This window comes from Pseudomonas sp. S07E 245, from assembly GCF_019599025.1.
GTDB classification, from domain to species: Bacteria; Pseudomonadota; Gammaproteobacteria; order Pseudomonadales; family Pseudomonadaceae; genus Aquipseudomonas; species Aquipseudomonas shirazensis.
This window is the reverse complement of record NZ_CP080625.1, coordinates 4,363,606-4,381,894: the sequence shown is the minus strand read 5'-3', so window position 1 is coordinate 4,381,894 and position 18,289 is coordinate 4,363,606. Positions and strand designations below refer to the sequence as shown.

Annotated in this window: 20 protein-coding genes; 13 read left to right on the top strand and 7 right to left on the bottom strand. The window is 63.4% G+C overall.

Going from position 1 to position 18,289, the window contains the following annotated elements:
• Positions 1-7: 7 nt before the first annotated feature.
• Both K3F44_RS20180 and K3F44_RS20175 read left to right on the top strand, forming a co-directional pair.
• Positions 8-388, top strand: a complete 381-nt coding sequence (locus K3F44_RS20180; RefSeq protein WP_101322872.1) for a RidA family protein — start codon at positions 8-10, stop codon at positions 386-388.
• Between the two features lie 60 nt (positions 389-448).
• Positions 449-1,183: a hypothetical protein gene (locus tag K3F44_RS20175; RefSeq protein WP_150571442.1), complete on the top strand. Its 735-nt coding sequence runs from the start codon at positions 449-451 to the stop codon at positions 1,181-1,183.
• Between the two features lie 52 nt (positions 1,184-1,235).
• Here K3F44_RS20175 and K3F44_RS20170 read toward each other — a convergent pair whose 3' ends face one another.
• Positions 1,236-2,099: an NAD-dependent epimerase/dehydratase family protein gene (locus K3F44_RS20170; protein ID WP_220632854.1), complete on the bottom strand. Its 864-nt coding sequence runs from the start codon at positions 2,097-2,099 to the stop codon at positions 1,236-1,238.
• Between the two features lie 190 nt (positions 2,100-2,289).
• Between K3F44_RS20170 and exbB the strand changes: the two genes are divergently transcribed.
• The 6 genes from exbB (at position 2,290) to K3F44_RS20140 (ending at position 9,002) form a co-directional block, all read left to right on the top strand.
• The gene (gene exbB / locus K3F44_RS20165; protein WP_220632853.1) at positions 2,290-3,255 is read left to right on the top strand and encodes a tonB-system energizer ExbB; all 966 of its coding nucleotides are present in this window, start codon (positions 2,290-2,292) and stop codon (positions 3,253-3,255) included.
• 3 nt (positions 3,256-3,258) lie between these two features.
• Positions 3,259-3,687, top strand: coding sequence for a TonB system transport protein ExbD (gene exbD, locus K3F44_RS20160; protein ID WP_101322869.1), 429 nt, complete (start codon positions 3,259-3,261; stop codon positions 3,685-3,687).
• Positions 3,684-4,418 (top strand): energy transducer TonB, encoded by a 735-nt coding sequence (locus K3F44_RS20155; protein ID WP_220632852.1) that lies wholly within the window; start codon positions 3,684-3,686, stop codon positions 4,416-4,418. The genes exbD and K3F44_RS20155 overlap by 4 nt, the downstream gene beginning before the upstream one ends.
• Before the next feature lie 93 nt (positions 4,419-4,511).
• Entirely contained in the window at positions 4,512-5,438 is a 927-nt protein-coding gene (locus K3F44_RS20150) for a hydrogen peroxide-inducible genes activator (RefSeq protein WP_101322867.1), read from the top strand.
• A gap of 3 nt (positions 5,439-5,441) precedes the next feature.
• Positions 5,442-7,520, top strand: coding sequence for an ATP-dependent DNA helicase RecG (gene recG, locus K3F44_RS20145; protein ID WP_101322866.1), 2,079 nt, complete (start codon positions 5,442-5,444; stop codon positions 7,518-7,520).
• 78 nt (positions 7,521-7,598) lie between these two features.
• Positions 7,599-9,002 carry an aminoacyl-tRNA deacylase and HDOD domain-containing protein gene (locus K3F44_RS20140; RefSeq protein WP_220632851.1) on the top strand — a complete coding sequence of 468 codons (1,404 nt, stop codon included), beginning with the start codon at positions 7,599-7,601 and terminating at the stop codon, positions 9,000-9,002.
• A 36-nt stretch (positions 9,003-9,038) separates the two neighbouring features.
• Here K3F44_RS20140 and K3F44_RS20135 read toward each other — a convergent pair whose 3' ends face one another.
• The 4 genes from K3F44_RS20135 to K3F44_RS20120 all read right to left on the bottom strand — a co-directional run bounded on the left by K3F44_RS20135 (position 9,039) and on the right by K3F44_RS20120 (position 11,450).
• On the bottom strand, positions 9,039-9,416 hold the full coding sequence (locus K3F44_RS20135) for a helicase (RefSeq protein WP_101322864.1): 378 nt from the start codon (positions 9,414-9,416) through the stop codon (positions 9,039-9,041).
• Between the two features lie 153 nt (positions 9,417-9,569).
• Positions 9,570-9,911, bottom strand: a complete 342-nt coding sequence (locus K3F44_RS20130; RefSeq protein WP_101322863.1) for an HU family DNA-binding protein — start codon at positions 9,909-9,911, stop codon at positions 9,570-9,572.
• Positions 9,912-10,100: 189 nt separating this feature from the next.
• Positions 10,101-11,249, bottom strand: coding sequence for an NAD(P)/FAD-dependent oxidoreductase (locus tag K3F44_RS20125; protein WP_220632850.1), 1,149 nt, complete (start codon positions 11,247-11,249; stop codon positions 10,101-10,103).
• Positions 11,250-11,282: 33 nt separating this feature from the next.
• Positions 11,283-11,450, bottom strand: coding sequence for a rubredoxin (locus K3F44_RS20120; RefSeq protein ID WP_101322861.1), 168 nt, complete (start codon positions 11,448-11,450; stop codon positions 11,283-11,285).
• A 182-nt stretch (positions 11,451-11,632) separates the two neighbouring features.
• Between K3F44_RS20120 and K3F44_RS20115 the strand changes: the two genes are divergently transcribed.
• On the top strand, positions 11,633-12,190 hold the full coding sequence (locus K3F44_RS20115; RefSeq protein ID WP_101322860.1) for a chorismate lyase: 558 nt from the start codon (positions 11,633-11,635) through the stop codon (positions 12,188-12,190).
• Positions 12,190-13,080, top strand: a complete 891-nt coding sequence (gene ubiA, locus K3F44_RS20110) for a 4-hydroxybenzoate octaprenyltransferase (protein WP_220632849.1) — start codon at positions 12,190-12,192, stop codon at positions 13,078-13,080. The genes K3F44_RS20115 and ubiA overlap by 1 nt, the downstream gene beginning before the upstream one ends.
• A gap of 54 nt (positions 13,081-13,134) precedes the next feature.
• Here the strand turns inward: ubiA and K3F44_RS20105 are convergent, their stop codons facing one another.
• Entirely contained in the window at positions 13,135-13,515 is a 381-nt protein-coding gene (locus K3F44_RS20105; RefSeq protein ID WP_101322858.1) for a hypothetical protein, read from the bottom strand.
• Between the two features lie 150 nt (positions 13,516-13,665).
• Between K3F44_RS20105 and phoB the strand changes: the two genes are divergently transcribed.
• The 3 genes from phoB to K3F44_RS20090 all read left to right on the top strand — a co-directional run bounded on the left by phoB (position 13,666) and on the right by K3F44_RS20090 (position 17,201).
• Complete coding sequence (gene phoB / locus K3F44_RS20100; protein ID WP_101322857.1) at positions 13,666-14,355, top strand: phosphate regulon transcriptional regulator PhoB; 690 nt, start codon at positions 13,666-13,668, stop codon at positions 14,353-14,355.
• A 49-nt stretch (positions 14,356-14,404) separates the two neighbouring features.
• The gene (phoR, locus tag K3F44_RS20095) at positions 14,405-15,715 is read left to right on the top strand and encodes a phosphate regulon sensor histidine kinase PhoR (RefSeq protein WP_101322856.1); all 1,311 of its coding nucleotides are present in this window, start codon (positions 14,405-14,407) and stop codon (positions 15,713-15,715) included.
• Between the two features lie 145 nt (positions 15,716-15,860).
• Complete coding sequence (locus K3F44_RS20090; protein WP_101322855.1) at positions 15,861-17,201, top strand: hemolysin family protein; 1,341 nt, start codon at positions 15,861-15,863, stop codon at positions 17,199-17,201.
• A 144-nt stretch (positions 17,202-17,345) separates the two neighbouring features.
• Here K3F44_RS20090 and K3F44_RS20085 read toward each other — a convergent pair whose 3' ends face one another.
• Positions 17,346-18,245, bottom strand: a complete 900-nt coding sequence (locus K3F44_RS20085) for a peptidoglycan DD-metalloendopeptidase family protein (RefSeq protein WP_101322854.1) — start codon at positions 18,243-18,245, stop codon at positions 17,346-17,348.
• Between the last annotated feature and the right edge of the window lie 44 nt (positions 18,246-18,289).

Genomic DNA, 18,289 nt, shown 5'->3' with positions numbered 1-18,289 from the left:
AGTCACCATGACCAAGACCGTCATCACCAGCGACAAGGCCCCCGCCGCCATCGGTACTTACTCCCAGGCGATCAAGGCCGGCAACACTGTCTACATGTCTGGCCAGATCCCGCTGGATCCGACCACCATGGAGCTGGTCGAAGGTTTCGAAGCGCAGACCGTTCAGGTGTTCGAGAACCTCAAGTCGGTGGCTGAAGCTGCCGGTGGTTCGTTCAAGGACATCGTCAAGCTGAACATCTTCCTGACCGACCTGAGCCACTTCGCCAAGGTCAACGAAGTCATGGGCCGCTACTTCGAGCAGCCTTACCCGGCGCGTGCCGCCATCGGCGTGGCAGCTCTGCCCAAGGGCGCCCAGGTCGAAATGGACGCCATCCTCGTCATCGAGTGATGCCTGAGGTGACGGGCGCCCTGCCCGTCACCCTCCTCTCTGCCTGAAGGTCTCCCCACCATGCGTCACGCCCTGCCCCTCGCGCTGGCAGCCCTGATTCTGGGCGGCTGCTCCAGCCACAAACCTGAAGACTACAACGGCACCTGGATCAATCAGGCAGCCATCGACGCCGCCGCCAAAGGTGGCAGCCTGCGCCAGGCGCTGGCAGCCAACGGCCCGGTGTCGGAAGTCCGTGTCGACGTCGCCAGCCAACAGGCCAGCTACCTCTATAACGGCTACGAGAACGTCAACGGCCGCCTGCGCCTGAGCGACAAGCAATGGCAAGTCGACTTCGACGGCGGCCCAAGCGCGCCACTGCAGCTCAAAGGCAAGGAGCTGGTTACCGTTACTGAAAGCGGCAAAGAGCAGGCATTCAGCAAGGCGCTGACGCCAGCCGCTGCCGATACACCGGTCGGTAGCACCTTCGAGAAGGCGCTATATGGCGCGTATCTGGGTGGCAACTGGAAGATCATCGAAGGCACCGGCAAAGGTGAGACTGTGCAGTTCAGCGACACCGGCAGCGTAACCGGGCTGCCCGGGCCGAATCGCTATGCGCTGTGCCTGGGCGGCGATTGCGCGACCATGGGCGGTGCCAACGACAGCCTGTGGCTGGAGCGCGATCAACGTGGCGCGCCGTTTATCTTCAAGCACAGCGGTGACCAACTGGAGATTTTCCAGGCTATCAACCGTGCCCAGCCGGACGAGATGCCGCAGCTGGCGCCCGGGCCGCGGCAGTGGTTGCTGGAACGTAGCTGATAGTAGGTGGCGTTGGGGCCGCATTGCGGCCCCAACGATTACTGGGTCCACCCTAAGGCTTGGCTGCCCCCCGCAAAATCGCCGCATAGCCTTCCTTGTAACTCGGATACACCGGCGCCCAACCCAACGCTCGCGCCCGGGCATTGCTGCAGCGCTTGCTGCCGGTGCGGCGCACGCGCTGTTCGTCCGACCATTGGGTAACGCCAAGGTACTCGCGCAACCAGGCGACCACATCGGCTAGCGGCGCCGGGTCGTCGTCGACGCCGATATAGCAGTCATCCAAGGTAACGCCACGGGCATCCGCGGCGAGCAGATAGGCCAGCAGGCTCGCTGCGTCCTCAGCGTGAATCCGGTTGCCATACAGTGGCGGCTGCTGGGCAACCCGGTAGCCCTGGCGAACCTGGCTCAGCAGCCACTCACGGCCCGGCCCGTAGATACCGGTCAGGCGCACCACGCTGGCGGGAATGCCGCTTTTCAACGCCACTTGCTCGGCTTCAAGCATGATTTTTCCGGAATAACCCGTAGGCTCGGTCGGCGCCGTTTCGTCGACCCACTGGCCATCATGCTGAGCAAACACACTACTGCTGGAAACAAACAGCAGCCGCCGCGGTTGTTGCCCGCGCGCCTGCAACCAGCTGAGCACATTACGCAGGCCATCGACGTAAGCCGCCTTATAACCGGCTTCGTCATGTTGGCTGGCAGCCACGCAGTACACCAGATAGTCAGGTGCATGCTCAGGCCAGGCCGCAGGAATCTGCGCATCAGTGAGGTCAGCTGCGACGGGCTGGACGCCTTCCGGCAATTGATCGATCGAACGCCGCAGGCCGCTCACATGCCAGCCACTGGTAAGCAGTTGCAGGGCCAGTCGGCCGCCGACATCGCCGCAGCCGACGATCAAAGCAGACAATTCCGACATCATTCAGCTCCACTGATAAAGGATCAGGCTAGCCGGATTGCGCGATCAACGGCTAGACAAAGGTAAAAAAAAGATACTGTATTACTTTTGTTAACAAGAATTAATTGCAATAATGGCGACCTATCTGTTCTCGGCCTGCCTCGGGGCCGTGGTGAACGTCAACTCATTCTACTCATCAGGTCCGGCCAGCATGACTCGTACTCAACCCTCCGCTTCGCCAACCCAGTCGCGCGCCTGGCGCGCCATTGCCGCGCTGATGTTCAGCCTGGTGCTGGCCCCGGTCGCCATGGCCGATGAGCCAAACGCCACCGCTGCCACCACCCCAGCTGCCGCTACCGCGCCTGCTGCGCCCGCCGCTGAAGGCCAGGCCCCAGCCGCCGCACCTGCCGAAGGGCAAGCTCAGGCACCTGCCGAAGACAACGTGCAGCCGCTGGTCGAAGACACCTCGCTGGGCATGGCCCACGACCTGTCGCCATGGGGCATGTACAAGAACGCCGACATCGTCGTGAAAATCGTGATGATCGGCCTGGCCATCGCCTCGATCATCACCTGGACCATCTGGATCGCCAAAGGCTTCGAGCTGATGGGCGCCAAGCGCCGCCTGCGCGGCGAAATCGCAGCGCTCAAGCGCGTCTCCACCCTCAAGGAAGCTGCTGAAGCGTCCAGCAAGGAAGGCACCCTGGCTCACACCCTGGTGCATGACGCCCTCGAAGAAATGCGCCTGTCGGCCAACGCTCGCGAAAAAGAAGGCATCAAGGAGCGCGTCAGCTTCCGCCTCGAGCGCCTGGTTGCCGCCAGCGGTCGTAACATGAGCAGCGGTACCGGCGTGCTCGCCACCATTGGTTCGACCGCGCCGTTCGTAGGTCTGTTCGGTACCGTATGGGGCATCATGAACAGCTTCATCGGCATCGCCAAGACCCAGACCACCAACCTCGCAGTAGTTGCACCCGGCATCGCCGAAGCACTGCTGGCGACCGCTCTGGGCCTGGTAGCGGCCATCCCGGCAGTGGTGATCTACAACGTCTTCGCGCGCTCCATCGCTGGCTACCGCGCACAGGTGTCCGACGCTTCGGCGCAAGTCCTGCTGCTGGTCAGCCGCGACCTCGACCACCAGGGTGGCGAACGCGTCGCCCCGCACATGGTGAAAGTGGGGTAAGCCATGGGCCTGCATCTTAACGAAGGTGGCGATGACCTCGCCGAAAACCACGAAATCAACGTTACGCCGTTCATCGACGTGATGTTGGTGCTGCTGATCATCTTCATGGTCGCAGCTCCCCTGGCCACCGTCGACATCAAGGTCGACCTGCCCGCCTCGACCGCCAAACCGGCGCCGAGGCCGGAGAAACCGGTGTTCGTCAGCGTCAAGGCCGACCAGAAGCTGTACGTCGGCGACGATATGGTTGCTCAGCCCAGCCAGCTTGGCCCGATGCTCGACGCCAAGACCAAGGGCGACAAGGAGACCACCATCTTCTTCCAGGCCGATAAAGGCGTGGACTACGGCGACCTGATGGAAGTGATGAACAACATGCGCGCGGCCGGCTACCTCAAGGTCGGTCTGGTAGGTCTCGAGACGGCAGCCAAAAAATGATCAAGACGCGGCACAAACTGGCGCGTTACAGCGGCAGCTTGGCGATCGTGCTGGGTGTCCATGCCATCGCTGTGCTGCTGACGCTCAATTGGTCGGTGCCTCAGGCCATCGAACTGCCCCCGGCAGCGATGATGGTCGAGCTGGCACCGCTGCCTGAGCCAGCGCCACCACCACCGCCCAAGGTCGCTCCGCAGCCTCCGACTCCGGTCGAAGAGCCGCGGCTACCGAAGTTGGTGGAGGCTCCAAAACCGAAAATCGCGATTGCCAAGCCGCCCAAGCCGAAGGCCAAACCGCAGCCGCCCAAGCCCGAGAAGAAGCCTGAGCCGCCCAAGGAAGCGCCACCCGCCGATGAGCAGGTAGTCGATACGCCGCCGAGCAATACGCCACCGCAGAAATCGGCAGCGCCAGCGCCAAGCATCGCCTCCAACAGCAAGGCCTTGCCGACCTGGCAGAGCGATCTGTTGCGTCACCTGGCCAAGTACAAGCGGTACCCTGAAGACGCCCGCCGGCGTGGCCTGCAAGGCATCAACCGGTTGCGCTTCGTGGTCGACGCCGACGGCAAGGTGTTGTCCTACTCGCTGGCCGGTGGTTCAGGCAGCGCAGCACTGGACCGAGCGACCATGGAAATGATCCGCCGTGCGGGCTCGCTGCCCAAGCCGCCGGCAGAGCTGCTGACCAATGGCTCGATCGAAGTGGTAGCACCCTTCGTCTACTCGCTGGATAAACGCTGACACTTTGTTTCTGTCACAAAAGCGCAAGTCTGATAACGTGCGTCTATCAATTGCAGCCGCTATGCTGGGGCTGCAACTTCATGGACGCACGTTATGACCCTCACTGAACTCCGCTACATCGTCACCCTCGCCCAAGAGCAGCACTTCGGCCATGCTGCCGAGCGTTGCCACGTCAGCCAGCCGACCCTGTCGGTCGGGGTAAAGAAGCTCGAGGACGAGCTTGGCGTGTTGATCTTCGAACGCAGCAAGAGCGCGGTTCGCCTGACTCCGGTCGGTGAAACCATCGTCGCCCAGGCGCAGAAGGTCCTGGAGCAGGCGCAAGGTATCCGTGAACTGGCCCAGGCCGGCAAGAACCAGCTGACCGCACCACTCAAGGTCGGCGCGATCTACACCGTCGGCCCGTACCTGTTCCCGCATCTGATTCCACAGCTGCACCGGGTAGCCCCGCAGATGCCGCTGTATATCGAAGAAAACTTCACCCACGTACTGCGCGAGAAACTGCGCAACGGCGAACTGGACGCAGTGATCATCGCCCTGCCGTTCAACGAGGCCGACGTGCTGACCCTGCCGCTGTACGACGAGCCGTTCTGCGCGCTGATGCCGGCAGATCACCCGTGGACCGCACGCAAGACCATCGACCCGGCCATGCTCAACGACAAGAGCCTGCTGCTGCTGGGTGAAGGCCACTGCTTCCGCGACCAGGTGCTCGAAGCCTGCCCGACCCTGGCCAAAGGCAACGACGGCTCCAAGCACACCACGGTCGAATCCAGCTCGCTGGAAACCATCCGCCACATGGTCGCCTCGGGCCTGGGCATCTCGATCCTGCCGCTGTCGGCAGTGCACAGCCATCACTACGCACCAGGCATCATCGAAGTGCGCCCGCTGACCGCACCGACGCCCTTCCGCACGGTGGCGATTGCCTGGCGCGCGAGCTTCCCGCGGCCCAAGGCGATCGAGATCCTGGCCGACTCGATCCGGCTGTGTTCGGTGGTCAAGCCACCCGTGGAACAGTCGGCCTGAGTCATGAGCGAGCTGTCCAAGGTACCGGTCACTGAACTCAAGGGCGTCGGCGAGGCAATGGCTGAAAAGCTTGCCAAGGTCGGCCTGGAGAACCTGCAGGACGTACTGTTCCACCTGCCCCTGCGTTATCAGGACCGCACCCGCGTAGTGCCAATCGGCCAGTTGCGCCCAGGCCAGGACGCGGTCATCGAAGGCGTGGTCAGTGGCGCCGACGTGACCATGGGCAAGCGCCGAAGCCTGGTGGTGCGCTTGGGCGACGGCACCGGCGTGCTGAGCCTGCGCTTCTACCACTTCAGCAATGCGCAGAAAGAAGCCCTCAAGCGCGGCACTCATGTACGTTGCTACGGCGAGGCTCGCCCAGGTGCTTCGGGGCTGGAGATCTACCACCCGGAATACCGCGCCCTCAACGGCAGCGAGCCGGCGCCGCCGGTCGAGCAGACCTTGACCCCGATCTACCCGTCCACCGAAGGCCTGACCCAGCAGCGCCTGCGCCAGCTGTGCCAGCAAAGCCTGGCCATGCTCGGCCCGCGCAGCCTGCCAGACTGGCTGCCGCCGGAGCTGGCCAACGATTATCAGCTGGCGCCGCTCGACGAGGCAATCCGCTACCTGCACAACCCGCCCGCCGATGCTGATCTGGAAGAGCTGGCGGTGGGTCATCACTGGGCCCAGCACCGCCTCGCCTTCGAAGAGCTGCTGACTCACCAGCTGTCCCAGCAGCGCCTGCGCGAGAGCTTGCGCAGCCTGCGCGCGCCGGCATTGCCCAAAGCCAGCCGGCTGCCTGCGCAGTACCTGGCCAACCTGGGGTTCAACCCCACCGGTGCGCAGCAAAGGGTCGGCAACGAGATCGCCTACGACCTTAGCCAACCCGAGCCGATGCTGCGCCTGGTCCAGGGCGACGTCGGCGCGGGCAAGACCGTGGTCGCCGCCCTGGCTGCCCTGCAAGCGCTGGAAGCCGGTTACCAGGTCGCCCTAATGGCACCCACCGAGATCCTCGCCGAGCAGCACTTCATCACCTTCAAGCGCTGGCTGGAGCCGCTCGGCATCGAAGTCGCCTGGCTCGCCGGCAAGCTCAAGGGCAAGGCCCGGGTCAGCGCCCTGGAGCAGATCGCCGGCGGCGCGCCGATGGTGGTCGGTACCCACGCGCTGTTCCAGGACGAGGTCAAGTTCAAGCATCTGGCGCTGGCGATCATCGACGAACAGCACCGCTTTGGCGTTCAGCAACGGCTGGCCTTGCGCAAGAAAGGCGTGGCCGGCGAGCAATGCCCGCATCAGCTGATCATGACCGCCACACCAATCCCGCGGACGCTGGCCATGAGCGCCTACGCTGACCTCGACACCTCGGTGCTCGATGAGCTGCCGCCCGGCCGCACCCCGGTGAATACCGTACTGGTGGTCGACAGCCGCCGCTTCGAGGTGGTCGAACGAGTCCGCGCCGCCTGCGCCGAAGGGCGCCAGGCGTACTGGGTCTGCACCCTGATCGAAGAATCCGAAGAGCTGACCTGCCAGGCCGCCGAAAGCACCTTCGAAGACCTCGGCGCGGCCCTGGGCGAGTTGCGCGTGGGCTTGATCCACGGGCGCATGAAGCCAGCCGAAAAAGCTGCAGTGATGGCCGAGTTCAAAGCCGGCAACCTGCAGTTGCTGGTGGCAACCACGGTGATCGAAGTCGGCGTCGACGTGCCCAACGCGAGCCTGATGATCATCGAAAACCCCGAGCGGCTTGGTCTGGCCCAGCTGCACCAGCTGCGCGGGCGGGTCGGTCGCGGTAGCGCCGCCAGCCACTGCGTGTTGCTCTATCACCCGCCGTTGTCGCAGGTCGGCCGCGAGCGTCTGGGCATCATGCGCGAGACCAACGACGGTTTCGTCATCGCCGAGAAAGACCTCGAACTGCGCGGCCCTGGCGAAATGCTCGGCACGCGCCAGACCGGCCTGCTCCAGTTCAAGGTCGCTGACCTGATGCGCGACGCCGACTTGCTGCCAGCCGTGCGCGACGCCGCCCAGGCGCTGCTCACGCGTTGGCCGGCACACGTCAGCCCGTTGCTCGATCGCTGGCTGCGCCATGGCCAGCAATATGGCCAGGTGTGACACAAGTCCCACTACGCAACCAGCCTGCCGTTCAGACTGGTTATACTTCGCGTTTAAAGAAACTATTGGATCCAGCTCATGACTGAAGCAGCCCTGGACGCCGCATCCCCGCAAGCACCGTCTGTTATCCGCCAACTGCTGGACAAGCTCGGCGTAGCTTACAAGGAGGTGCCGGAGCATCCGTCCCTGCCTGCAGCCTCGCGTGTTCAAGCGGTGCTGCTCGATGACGAAATCGGCGCGCTGCTGGTGCTGTTCCCGCACACTCAGTTGCTGGACCTCAATCGCCTCGCCGAGCTGACCGGGCGCAAGCTACACGCCGTGCCGCTGACGCGCCTGAACCAGATGCTCGACAAGCACAAACTCAAAGCGCTGCCTGCCCTGCCGGCCCTGACCAGCTCGCCCTGCCTGTATGACGAACGCCTGCTCGAGGCCGAGGCGCTGTTTATCCAGTCGGGCGAACGCGGCCTGCTGCTGCAGATCGAGCGCGGCGCGTTCAAGCGCATGCTGAGCAAGGCCAGCGCAGGCAAATTCGGCCAGACCGTGGCGGACATCCAGCCCAACCTCAACCGTCCTGACGATGATCCCCACGAGATCACCCAGGCGGTGCAAGCGTTCACCGCGCGGCGGATCCAGAAGCGCCTGGAAGAAACCATCGAAATTCCACCACTGGCCGACACGGCGCAAAAGATCATCAAGCTGCGGGTCGACCCCAATGCCAGCATCGACGACATCACCGGTGTGGTCGAAACCGACCCGGCGCTGGCCGCGCAAGTGGTCAGTTGGGCCGGTTCGCCGTACTACGCCTCACCTGGCAAGATCCGTTCGGTAGAAGACGCCATCGTGCGTGTGCTCGGCTTTGATCTGGTGATCAACCTGGCACTGGGCCTGGCCTTGGGCAAGACCCTGAGCCTGCCCAAGGACCACCCGCAGCAGGCCACGCCGTACTGGCAGCAGTCGATCTACACCGCTGCCGTGATCGAGGGCCTGACCCGCGCCGTGCCCCGCGCCGAGCGCCCGGAAGCTGGCCTGACCTACCTCGCCGGGCTGCTGCACAACTTTGGCTACCTGCTGCTGGCGCACGTATTCCCGCCGCACTTCTCGCTGATCTGCCGCCACCTGGAGGTCAACCCGCACCTGAGCCACACCTACATCGAACAGCATCTGCTCGGCATCAGTCGTGAGCAGATCGGCGCGTGGCTGATGAAGCTGTGGGACATGCCTGAAGAGCTGTCCAACGCGCTGCGCTTCCAGCACGATCCTGGCTACGATGGCGAACTGGCGGTGTTCCCCAATCTGGTCTGCCTGGCGACCAGCCTGCTGCGTTCGCGCGGGATTGGCTCAGGGCCGCAGGAAGAAATCCCCGATGCCCTGCTCGAGCGCTTGGGGCTGAGCCGCGAAAAGGCCGACGATGTCGTCAGCAAGGTGCTCGAAGCAGAAGCGCTGCTGCGCGAACTGGCCTCGCAGTTCCACCCTGCGCATTGAGCTGACCAGCACCGGGGCGTCAGGCGCCCCGCTCGCTCAGGCTTTGCGCTTGCGCGGTTTCAGGTACTTCATCAGGCCCTGGAACCAGATCACCAGCGCCGGATTGCCCTTGATCTGGATGTTCTTGTCCTGAATCCCCTGCATGAACGCCAGCTGTTTGTTGCTGGCCTGCAGGGTGGCGAAGCCGTAGGCGGCGTCCTTGAACGCAATCGCGAAGGCTGGCTGCGCATGTTGCCCGGCCTTGCTGCTGATGCGCTCGTTGCTGACGATGAAGTGACGGGCGACCTTGCCATCCAGGGTCTGCATCTGGAACACCAGATCCTTGTCCCGCAGCTGCTGCTGGAACGCCGGATTGTTGCGGCTGGCACGGGCCATCAACAAGCCCATGGCCCACAGAATAAAACGGAACTTCATCGGCAAGACTCGACTGTAATGTGACTGAAAGCGCTGAGTTTATCCTCTTTCAGAACACTTTATACAAGCCCGCCACCGTTACCCTATGGAAAGCAAAACGGACGCCATAAAGGCGCCCGTTGATTGGCTCTGCAACCGCTAGCAACGAGCCGCTTACTTTTTCTTCGCGGCAGCCTTGGCAGCGGGTTTGGCAGCGGCCTTGGCCGGTGCTGCCGCTTTGCCGGTCGGGTTGACCGTGTCCTTGAGACCCTTGCCTGGCTTGAACGCAACGGTGTTGCTGGCCTTGATCTTCACTGGCTCGCCAGTCTGCGGGTTTTTGCCAGTGCGGGCGCCACGGTGACGCTTCTCGAAAGTGCCGAAGCCAACCAGGGTAACGGTATCCTTATCGAGGGCCCCGGTGATGCTGTCGAGGATCGCATTGAGTACCTCATTGGCCTTTTCCTTGGTCAAATCGGCCTTTTCAGCGATGACAGCGGCGAGTTCTGGTTTGCGCATAGTGAAGCCTCTTGGACGGGAATTCTTGTTGTTATTGCCGTGCTGCCAGGGGAGGCAGCGCTCAAGGCGCCGCAGGCTCTAAACTGCGGCAGACGCGAGTGAGAATGGCACGCCAACCGGGACCGCGCCAGTATCAGCACGGCCATTGTGTCGGTAAGCCAACGGCATAAGCGACAGAACGCCAGCCATTTACGCCATAAGCGCCGGAAGCTGCCGATTTAGAGCGAGTTTTTCCATGACGGCGCTGCCTGTCAGGGCATAGCCGAGCAGCGCACCCGCCTCATCGCGGCAGGTCAGCTTGAGATCGGCGCCGTCACCTTCCACTTGCCACACGCCCATGCGGCCATGCGGCGGTGGCGCGACCACCAGTGGGCAAGCGGGGGTCTTCACGGTGATCGGCATCGGCCCGTATGCCACCGCCTGCGGATTGCCGGCCAAGGTCTGCGCCAGCGCGCGTACGCAGCTCATCAACGGCATCACGTACAACAGGTTGATGCCATCGACTTCGGCGCAATCGCCCAGGGCATAGATATTGCCGTGCGAGGTACGCAACTGACGGTCCACCACCACCCCACGATTGACCGCCAGCCCGGCCGCGGCGGCCAGTTCGGTGCGCGGGCGCAGGCCAATGGCCGAGACCACCAGGTCGCAGGCGATCACGCGGCCGTCGGACAAGTGCGCCTGCAAGCCAGCGCCATCGCGCTGCAGGCGGCCCAGCACGGGGCCTAGGTGGAAGCGCACGCCAAGGCTCTCCAGGCCTGCCTGCACCGCGCCTGCGGCGGCAGCCGGGATCAGGGTCGGCATCAGTTGCTCACAAGGGGCAACCACATCGACCTGGAAACCACCGAGGCTCATGTCGTTGGCAAACTCGCAGCCGATCAGCCCGGCGCCGAGAATCAGCACGCGCTGCTTGCCTGCCGCAGCGCGGCGAAAGCGGGCGTAGTCGACAAGGTCGTTGATCGCAAACACCGCATCGCTCGCGTCGCCCTGCAGCGGCAGCTGTACTGTCTGTGCGCCCAGCGCAAGAATCAGGTCACGGTACTCGACCACCTCTTCACCGATCCACAGCCGCTTGTGTCCAGGATCAATGCCGCTGATGCGCGTGTGCGTACGGATCTCCGCCTTGAGCTGATCGGCCATGGCCCCCGGCTCTGCCATGCACAGGCCGTCGGCGTCCTTGTTCTTGGCGAAGCCAGTGGACAGCATTGGCTTGGAATAGGAACGGCCGTCATCAGCGCTGATCAACAGCAGCGGCGTTTCGCCGTCGAGCTTGCGAAACTCACGGGCCAGGTTGTAGCCCGCAAGGCCGGTGCCGATGATCACTACTGGGGAGGTCATGCCGTATTCCTTTTACGTTGCCAAGGGTTGCTATCAGGCGATTTCGATCATTTCAAAGTCGCTTTTGCCTACGCCACAATCCGGGCACAGCCAGTCTTCAGGGACATCCTGCCATTGGGTGCCCGGCGCGATACCGTCATCCGGCCAGCCCTCGGCTTCGTTGTAGATCAGGCCACATACAATGCATTGCCACTTCTTCATCAACAGCTCCTCATCCAGGTTCAGGCTTGGCCTTGCCGCTTATCGCGCTGTTGCACGCAACAGGCTGAGTTATGGCTCGTGCGGCTGCCACGGGCTTTTTACTGGCCCAGCCTGCAGTATGCAAGCAGCGCAGGCAATCATGCTAAGCTCGGCGCCTCTCTGGCTGTAACAAGCATACCGACGTGTCGTACGAATCCCCGCTAGCAGCCGCTGTTGCGTGGCTGCCGTATCCACAGCTGGCAACCACGCTTGCCCAGCCGACCCTCGACTGGCTGTTCGATGAAGGCTCGCTGACCCGCCGCCTGACTGCCCTGTCTGCTGATCATTTCAGTGTCACCCCGTTGTTCCAGGGCTGGCAGCCGCTGCGCGATGACGAATGCCTGGCGCTTGGCCTTGAGCCTGGTGCGCAGGGCTGGGTCCGTGAGGTCTACCTGCGTGGCCATGGCCAGCCTTGGGTATTCGCCCGCAGCGTGGCCGGGCGCAGCGCGCTGGAGCGCGGTGGGCTGGACCTGGAAACCCTGGGCAGCCGTTCGCTGGGTGAGCTGCTGTTCTGCGATCAGGCCTTTGTGCGTCACCCTATCGAGGTGTGCAGCTACCCGCAGCACTGGCTACCGATTGAAGTCGCTGCTGCGAATCTGTGGGGCCGGCGCTCGCGCTTCGAGCGTGATGGCCTGCAACTACTGGTGGCCGAGGTGTTTCTGCCGGCCTTGTGGCAAGCCTCCAGCGAGGTAACCGGCTGATGTACCTGCAACTGCTGAAATCACTCAACCACCTGCACCCGCGCGCCTGGGACTTCGTCCAGCTGAGCCGCATGGATCGGCCGATCGGCATCTACCTGTTGCTGTGGCCGACCCTGACTGCGGTGTGGATTGCCGGCCAGGGCGCGCCGACGGTGGCCAATGTGCTGATCTTTGGCCTAGGCGTAGTGCTGATGCGCGCGGCCGGCTGCTGCATCAACGACTTCGCCGACCGCAAGGTCGATGGCCACGTCAAACGCACCGCCGACCGGCCGCTGGCCAGCGGTCGGGTCAAGCCACGCGAGGCGCTGGTGCTGTTCGCCGTGCTGGTGGCGGTGAGTTTCCTGCTGGTGCTGTGCACCAACGCCCAGACGGTTTGGTTGTCGTTCGGTGCGGTCGCCCTGGCGTTCTGCTATCCGTTCATGAAGCGCTACACCTATTACCCACAGGTGGTCCTGGGCGCAGCGTATTCGTGGGGTATCCCGATGGCCTTCACCGCCGCCGGCGGCGATCTGCCTGCCAGCGCCTGGCTGCTGTACATCGCCAACCTGCTGTGGACGGTGGGCTATGACACCTACTACGCCATGGTCGACCGCGATGACGATTTGAAGATCGGGGTCAAATCCACCGCGATCCTGTTTGGCGAGGCCGACCGGGCGATCATTCTTGGCTTGCAGCTGCTGTCGTTGGCCTGCCTGCTGCTGGCGGGCATCAAGTTCGGCCTGGGCGGCTGGTTCCACCTCGGCCTGGTGGGTGCGTTGGTGTGCTTTGCCTGGGAGTTCTGGTCAACGCGCAAGCTGGATCGCGACGCGTGCTTCAAGGCGTTTCTGCATAACCACTGGGCAGGCTTGCTGATCTTTATCGGGGTGGTGCTGGATTACGCCCTGGGCTGACTGCGCGCCCTGTGCCAGCGCTGTCAGGCGCTCGCGCAGGGCGCGGCGATGCCGTCAGGGCTTGGCTACATGCCAGACGTCCTTCATGCCATCGCCGGTGGTCTTGCCGGCTTCGGTGTCCTTGACGAAGGTGTACAGCGGCTTGCCATCGTAGGCCCACTGCATGCTGCCGTCGTCGCGCTTGATGTGGGTCCACTTGCCTGCCGCAGCCTTGTCATCTTCCTTGACCATCAGCGGCGGCCAGTTCTTGGCACAGTCGCCGTTGCACATCGACTTGCCGTCGCTGTCCTTGTCGAAGGTGTACAAGGTCATGCCCTTGTCATCCACCAGCATGCCGCCCTTGGCCATGCCCATGCCGCCATGCTCGGCGAGGGCTACCCCCGGCAGCGCCAAAACCGCGCAGAAGGCCATCCAGTTCAGCGTTGATCGTGTCATTGGATTTCACCGTATTTATTCGGGGGTTGGGATTTACAGCCTAGCTCAGCCGTCGATACTTGCAGTGGCAGCCCACGACTTGTCACACGACTGCAATAATTCCGTTATCTAATGCGGGCCAAGACATCCAATTCAGGAGAGGTTGAGAGCATGGTTGGCAGGAACATTCTGATCGTCGACGACGAAGCGCCCATTCGCGAGATGATCGCCGTTGCGTTGGAAATGGCCGGCTATGACTGCCTCGAGGCGGAGAACTCGCAGCAGGCCCACGCCATTATCGTCGACCGCAAGCCGGACCTGATCCTGCTCGACTGGATGCTCCCGGGCACGTCGGGCATCGAGCTGGCGCGCCGCCTCAAGCGTGATGAACTGACCGGCGACATCCCGATCATCATGCTCACCGCCAAGGGCGAAGAGGACAACAAGATCCAGGGCCTGGAAGTCGGCGCCGACGACTACATCACCAAACCGTTCTCGCCGCGGGAACTGGTCGCCAGGCTGAAAGCCGTGCTGCGCCGCACCGGCCCGAGCGACAGCGAGTCGCCAATCGAGATCGGCGGCCTGCTGCTCGACCCGATCAGCCACCGCGTCACCATCGACGGCAAGCCAGCCGAGATGGGCCCAACCGAATACCGCCTGCTGCAGTTCTTCATGACCCACCAGGAGCGCGCCTACACCCGTGGCCAGTTGCTCGATCAGGTCTGGGGCGGCAACGTCTACGTCGAAGAGCGTACCGTCGATGTGCACATCCGCCGCCTGCGCAAGGCGCTGGGTGAGGTCTACGAAAATCTGGTACAAACCGTGCGCGGCACTGGCTATCGTTTCTCGACCAAAAGCTGAGCGACGCCTGCGCAGCTGGCTGCACACTGTTGTACAAGGACCGTAACAATTGAACCAGAACTGGCATGCGACCCTGATTCGCCACCTGCTGCTGTTGATCACCGTCTGCATCATTGGCGGCCTGGTCAGCGGCTACTATGGCTGGAGCTTTGCCATCGGCCTGGCGCTGTACCTGGGCTGGACCCTCAAGCAGTTGCTGCGCCTGCACGACTGGCTGCGCAACCATCAACCCGACGAAGCACCACCCGACGGCTACGGCCTGTGGGGCGAGGTGTTCGACAGCATCTACCACCTGCAACGCCGCGATCAGCGCGTGCGCGGGCGCTTGCAGGCAGTGATCGACCGAGTCCAGGAGTCAACAGCTGCCCTGCGTGACGCGGTGATCATGCTCGACAGCGACGGCAATCTGGAATGGTGGAACCGCGCAGCGGAAACCCTGCTCGGCTTCAAGACCCCGCAGGATGGCGGCCAGCAGGTAACCAACCTGGTCCGCCACCCACGCTTCAAAGAATACTTCGAAGCAGAAAACTACCTTGAGCCGCTGGAAATCCCCTCGCCGATCAACGACCGCATGCGGGTGCAGCTGCACATCACCCGCTATGGCAACAACGAGCACCTGATGCTGGTGCGCGACGTCACCCGCATTCACCTGCTCGAGCAGATGCGCAAAGACTTCGTCGCCAACGTCTCGCACGAACTGCGCACGCCGTTGACGGTGATCAGCGGCTACCTGGAAACCCTCTTGGATAACGTCGAAGACGTCAATCCACGCTGGACCCGCGCCCTGCAGCAGATGAGCCAGCAAGGGTCGCGCATGCAGACGCTGCTCAACGACCTGCTGTTGCTGGCCAAGCTCGAAGCCACCGACTACCCCTCGGACAACCAGCCCGTGGCAGTCGATGCGTTGCTCACCGCGATCAAGGCCGATGCCCAGGCGCTGTCTGGCCCGCGCCAGCAGAACATCAGCCTCGAGGCCAGCCCTGGGGTCTACCTCAAGGGCAGCGAGTCGGAGCTGCGCAGTGCGTTCTCCAATCTGGTGTTCAACGCCGTCAAGTACACCCAGGACGGCGGCAACATCCGCATCCGCTGGTGGGCCGATGAACAGGGCGCGCACCTGTCGGTGCAGGACTCGGGGATGGGGATCGAGGCCAAGCACCTGCCGCGCCTGACCGAACGCTTCTACCGGGTGGACTCCAGCCGCAACTCCCACACCGGCGGCACCGGCCTGGGCCTGGCGATCGTCAAGCACGTGCTGCTGCGCCACCGCGCGCGGCTGGAGATCAGCAGCGTGCCCGGCCACGGCAGCACCTTTACCTGCCATTTTGCCGCTGTGCAGATGGATATCGGCAAGGGCAGATAGCCACAGCGGGTGGCTGGCACTGACCGACGCCGCCCTGCCCCCCCTTTGCTTTTGCCGCCTCAGCCGCTACATTGGCTGTCCTGCGCCGGCACAGCTGGCGGCTTTTTATCATCATTTTCGCAGACGGACCCCGTAAAACCCCATCATGGACCCTTCCCCTGGTATCAGCGTCACCTCCCTGTTTGCCGACTTCGGCATGATTCTTTTTGCACTGTTCCTGGTCTTGCTCAACGGCTTCTTCGTTGCCGCCGAGTTCGCCATGGTCAAACTGCGCTCGACCCGGGTCGATTCGATCGCCGAGCTGCACGGCTGGCGCGGCAGCATTCTGCGCAAGGTGCACAACCAGCTCGATGCCTACCTGTCTGCCTGTCAGCTGGGTATCACCCTCGCCTCGCTGGGCCTGGGCTGGGTCGGTGAGCCGGCCTTCGCCCACCTGCTCGAGCCGTTGCTGGCGTACTTTGGCGTCGACTCGCCGGAGCTGATCAAGGGCGTGTCGTTCTTCATCGCCTTCTTCGTTATCTCGTACCTGCACATCGTTGTCGGTGAGCTGGCGCCCAAGTCGTGGGCGATCCGCAAACCCGAGCTGTTGTCGCTGTGGACGGCGGTGCCGCTGTACCTGTTCTACTGGGCCATGTACCCGGCCATCTACCTGCTCAACGCCAGCGCCAACGCCATCCTGCGGGTGGCTGGCCAGGGCGAGCCGGGGCCGCACCATGAGCACCATTACAGCCGCGAAGAGCTCAAGCTGATCCTGCACTCCAGCCGTGGCCAGGACCCGAGTGATCAGGGCATGCGCGTACTGGCGTCGGCGGTCGAGATGGGCGAGCTGGAGGTGGTCGACTGGGCCAACTCGCGCGAGGACATGATCAGCCTCGACGCCAAGGCGCCGCTCAAGGAAATCCTGGCGATGTTCCGCCGGCACAAATTCAGCCGCTACCCGGTGTACGATGCCGAGCGTGAGGAATTCACCGGTTTGCTGCACATCAAGGACCTGTTGCTGGAGCTGGCCGACCTCGACCATATCCCCGGCAGCGTTGACCTGGACGACCTCACCCGGCCACTCGAGCGGGTGTCCCGGCACATGCCGCTGTCGCAGCTGCTCGAGCAGTTCCGCAAGGGCGGCGCGCACTTTGTGCTGGTTGAAGAAGCCGATGGCAAGGTGATCGGCTACCTGACCATGGAAGACGTGCTGGAAGTGCTGGTCGGTGATATTCAGGACGAGCACCGCAAGACCGAGCGCGGCATCCTTGCCTACCAGCCGGGCAAGCTGCTGGTGCGCGGCGATACCCCGCTGTTCAAGGTCGAGCGGCTGCTGGGCGTTGACCTTGATCACATCGAGGCCGAAACCCTTGCCGGGCTGGTCTACGAGACGCTGAATCGGGTGCCTGAAGAAGAGGAACTGCTCGAAGTCGAAGGCCTGCGCATCATCATCAAGAAGATGAAAGGGCCCAAGATCGTTCTGGCCAAGGTGCTCAAGCTGGAATAACCAGCGCTCTGCCACATCTTTGGGGCTGCTGCGCAGCCCTTTCGCGACACAAGGCCGCTCCTACAGGGTCCGCGCAAGCACGTCATGCGCGGGCAACTGTAAGAGCGGCCTTGTGTCGCGAAAGGGCCGCGCAGCGGCCCCAATTCACGGATTGCCCGCCGTGAAATTGGGCAGCCCGCCAAGGGGCCGGTCGAACTGATAGGGGATCGACTCCAGTGCCAGGCCGACATTGCGCTGCACCACAAAGTGTAGATGCGGCCCACTGCTGTTGCCGGTATTGCCCGACTTGGCCAGCGCATCCCCTACGCTGACCCGCTGCCCCTCGCCGACCACCACCGAGCCCTGCATCAGGTGCAGGTAGACGCCCATGGTGCCATCGCTATGAAGAATGCGCACAAAGTTGCCTGAGGCATTGGTACCGCGGCCGTTCTGGCTGTTCTCGGTCTTGATCACCACCCCGCCGCGCGCAGCGACGATCGGCGTGCCTTCAGGCATGGCGATGTCCATCGCATAGCGACCCTTGGCGCCGAAGTGGCTGTAGCGCCCGTTCGGCCCCTGACTCAAACGAAACGGCCCGCCACGCCAGGGGAACGGGTAGCGAAATGCCTGCGGCCGCTGCAGCGGGCTGCCGAGGGCGTAGTCGAGTTTGCTTTGATAACCCAGTTGCTTGCCGGGCTGGGCCATGACCACGCTGAGCAACTGGGTCGAGCGCGCTGGCAGCACCTTGCGCACGATCCGCGGCGCGTTGCCCCCCTGAGCATTGCTCAGCCCTTGCAGGCGCAACTCGACCTCGACCGGCGCGAACAGCTCGTTGTGCGCGCTGAAGCGCATCCCGCCGGTAATCACTTCGCTGTACAGCCGCACCTGGCCGTCGAGGCGCTCGACGATCGGCTCGCGAAAGATCACATAGGCCTTGGCGCCTTCGCTGTCGTGATCGGAGTACGACACAACACCGTAGGCATCAGTGGTTCGATACAACGTCATGGCCACACTCGACGCCGAAGCCGTGAGCAAGGCACAGAACAGCAGCAGGCGGCTGGGCATGGATGGTGGCTTTATGACAGTTGGGTTCTGTCGAAGCCTAGCAG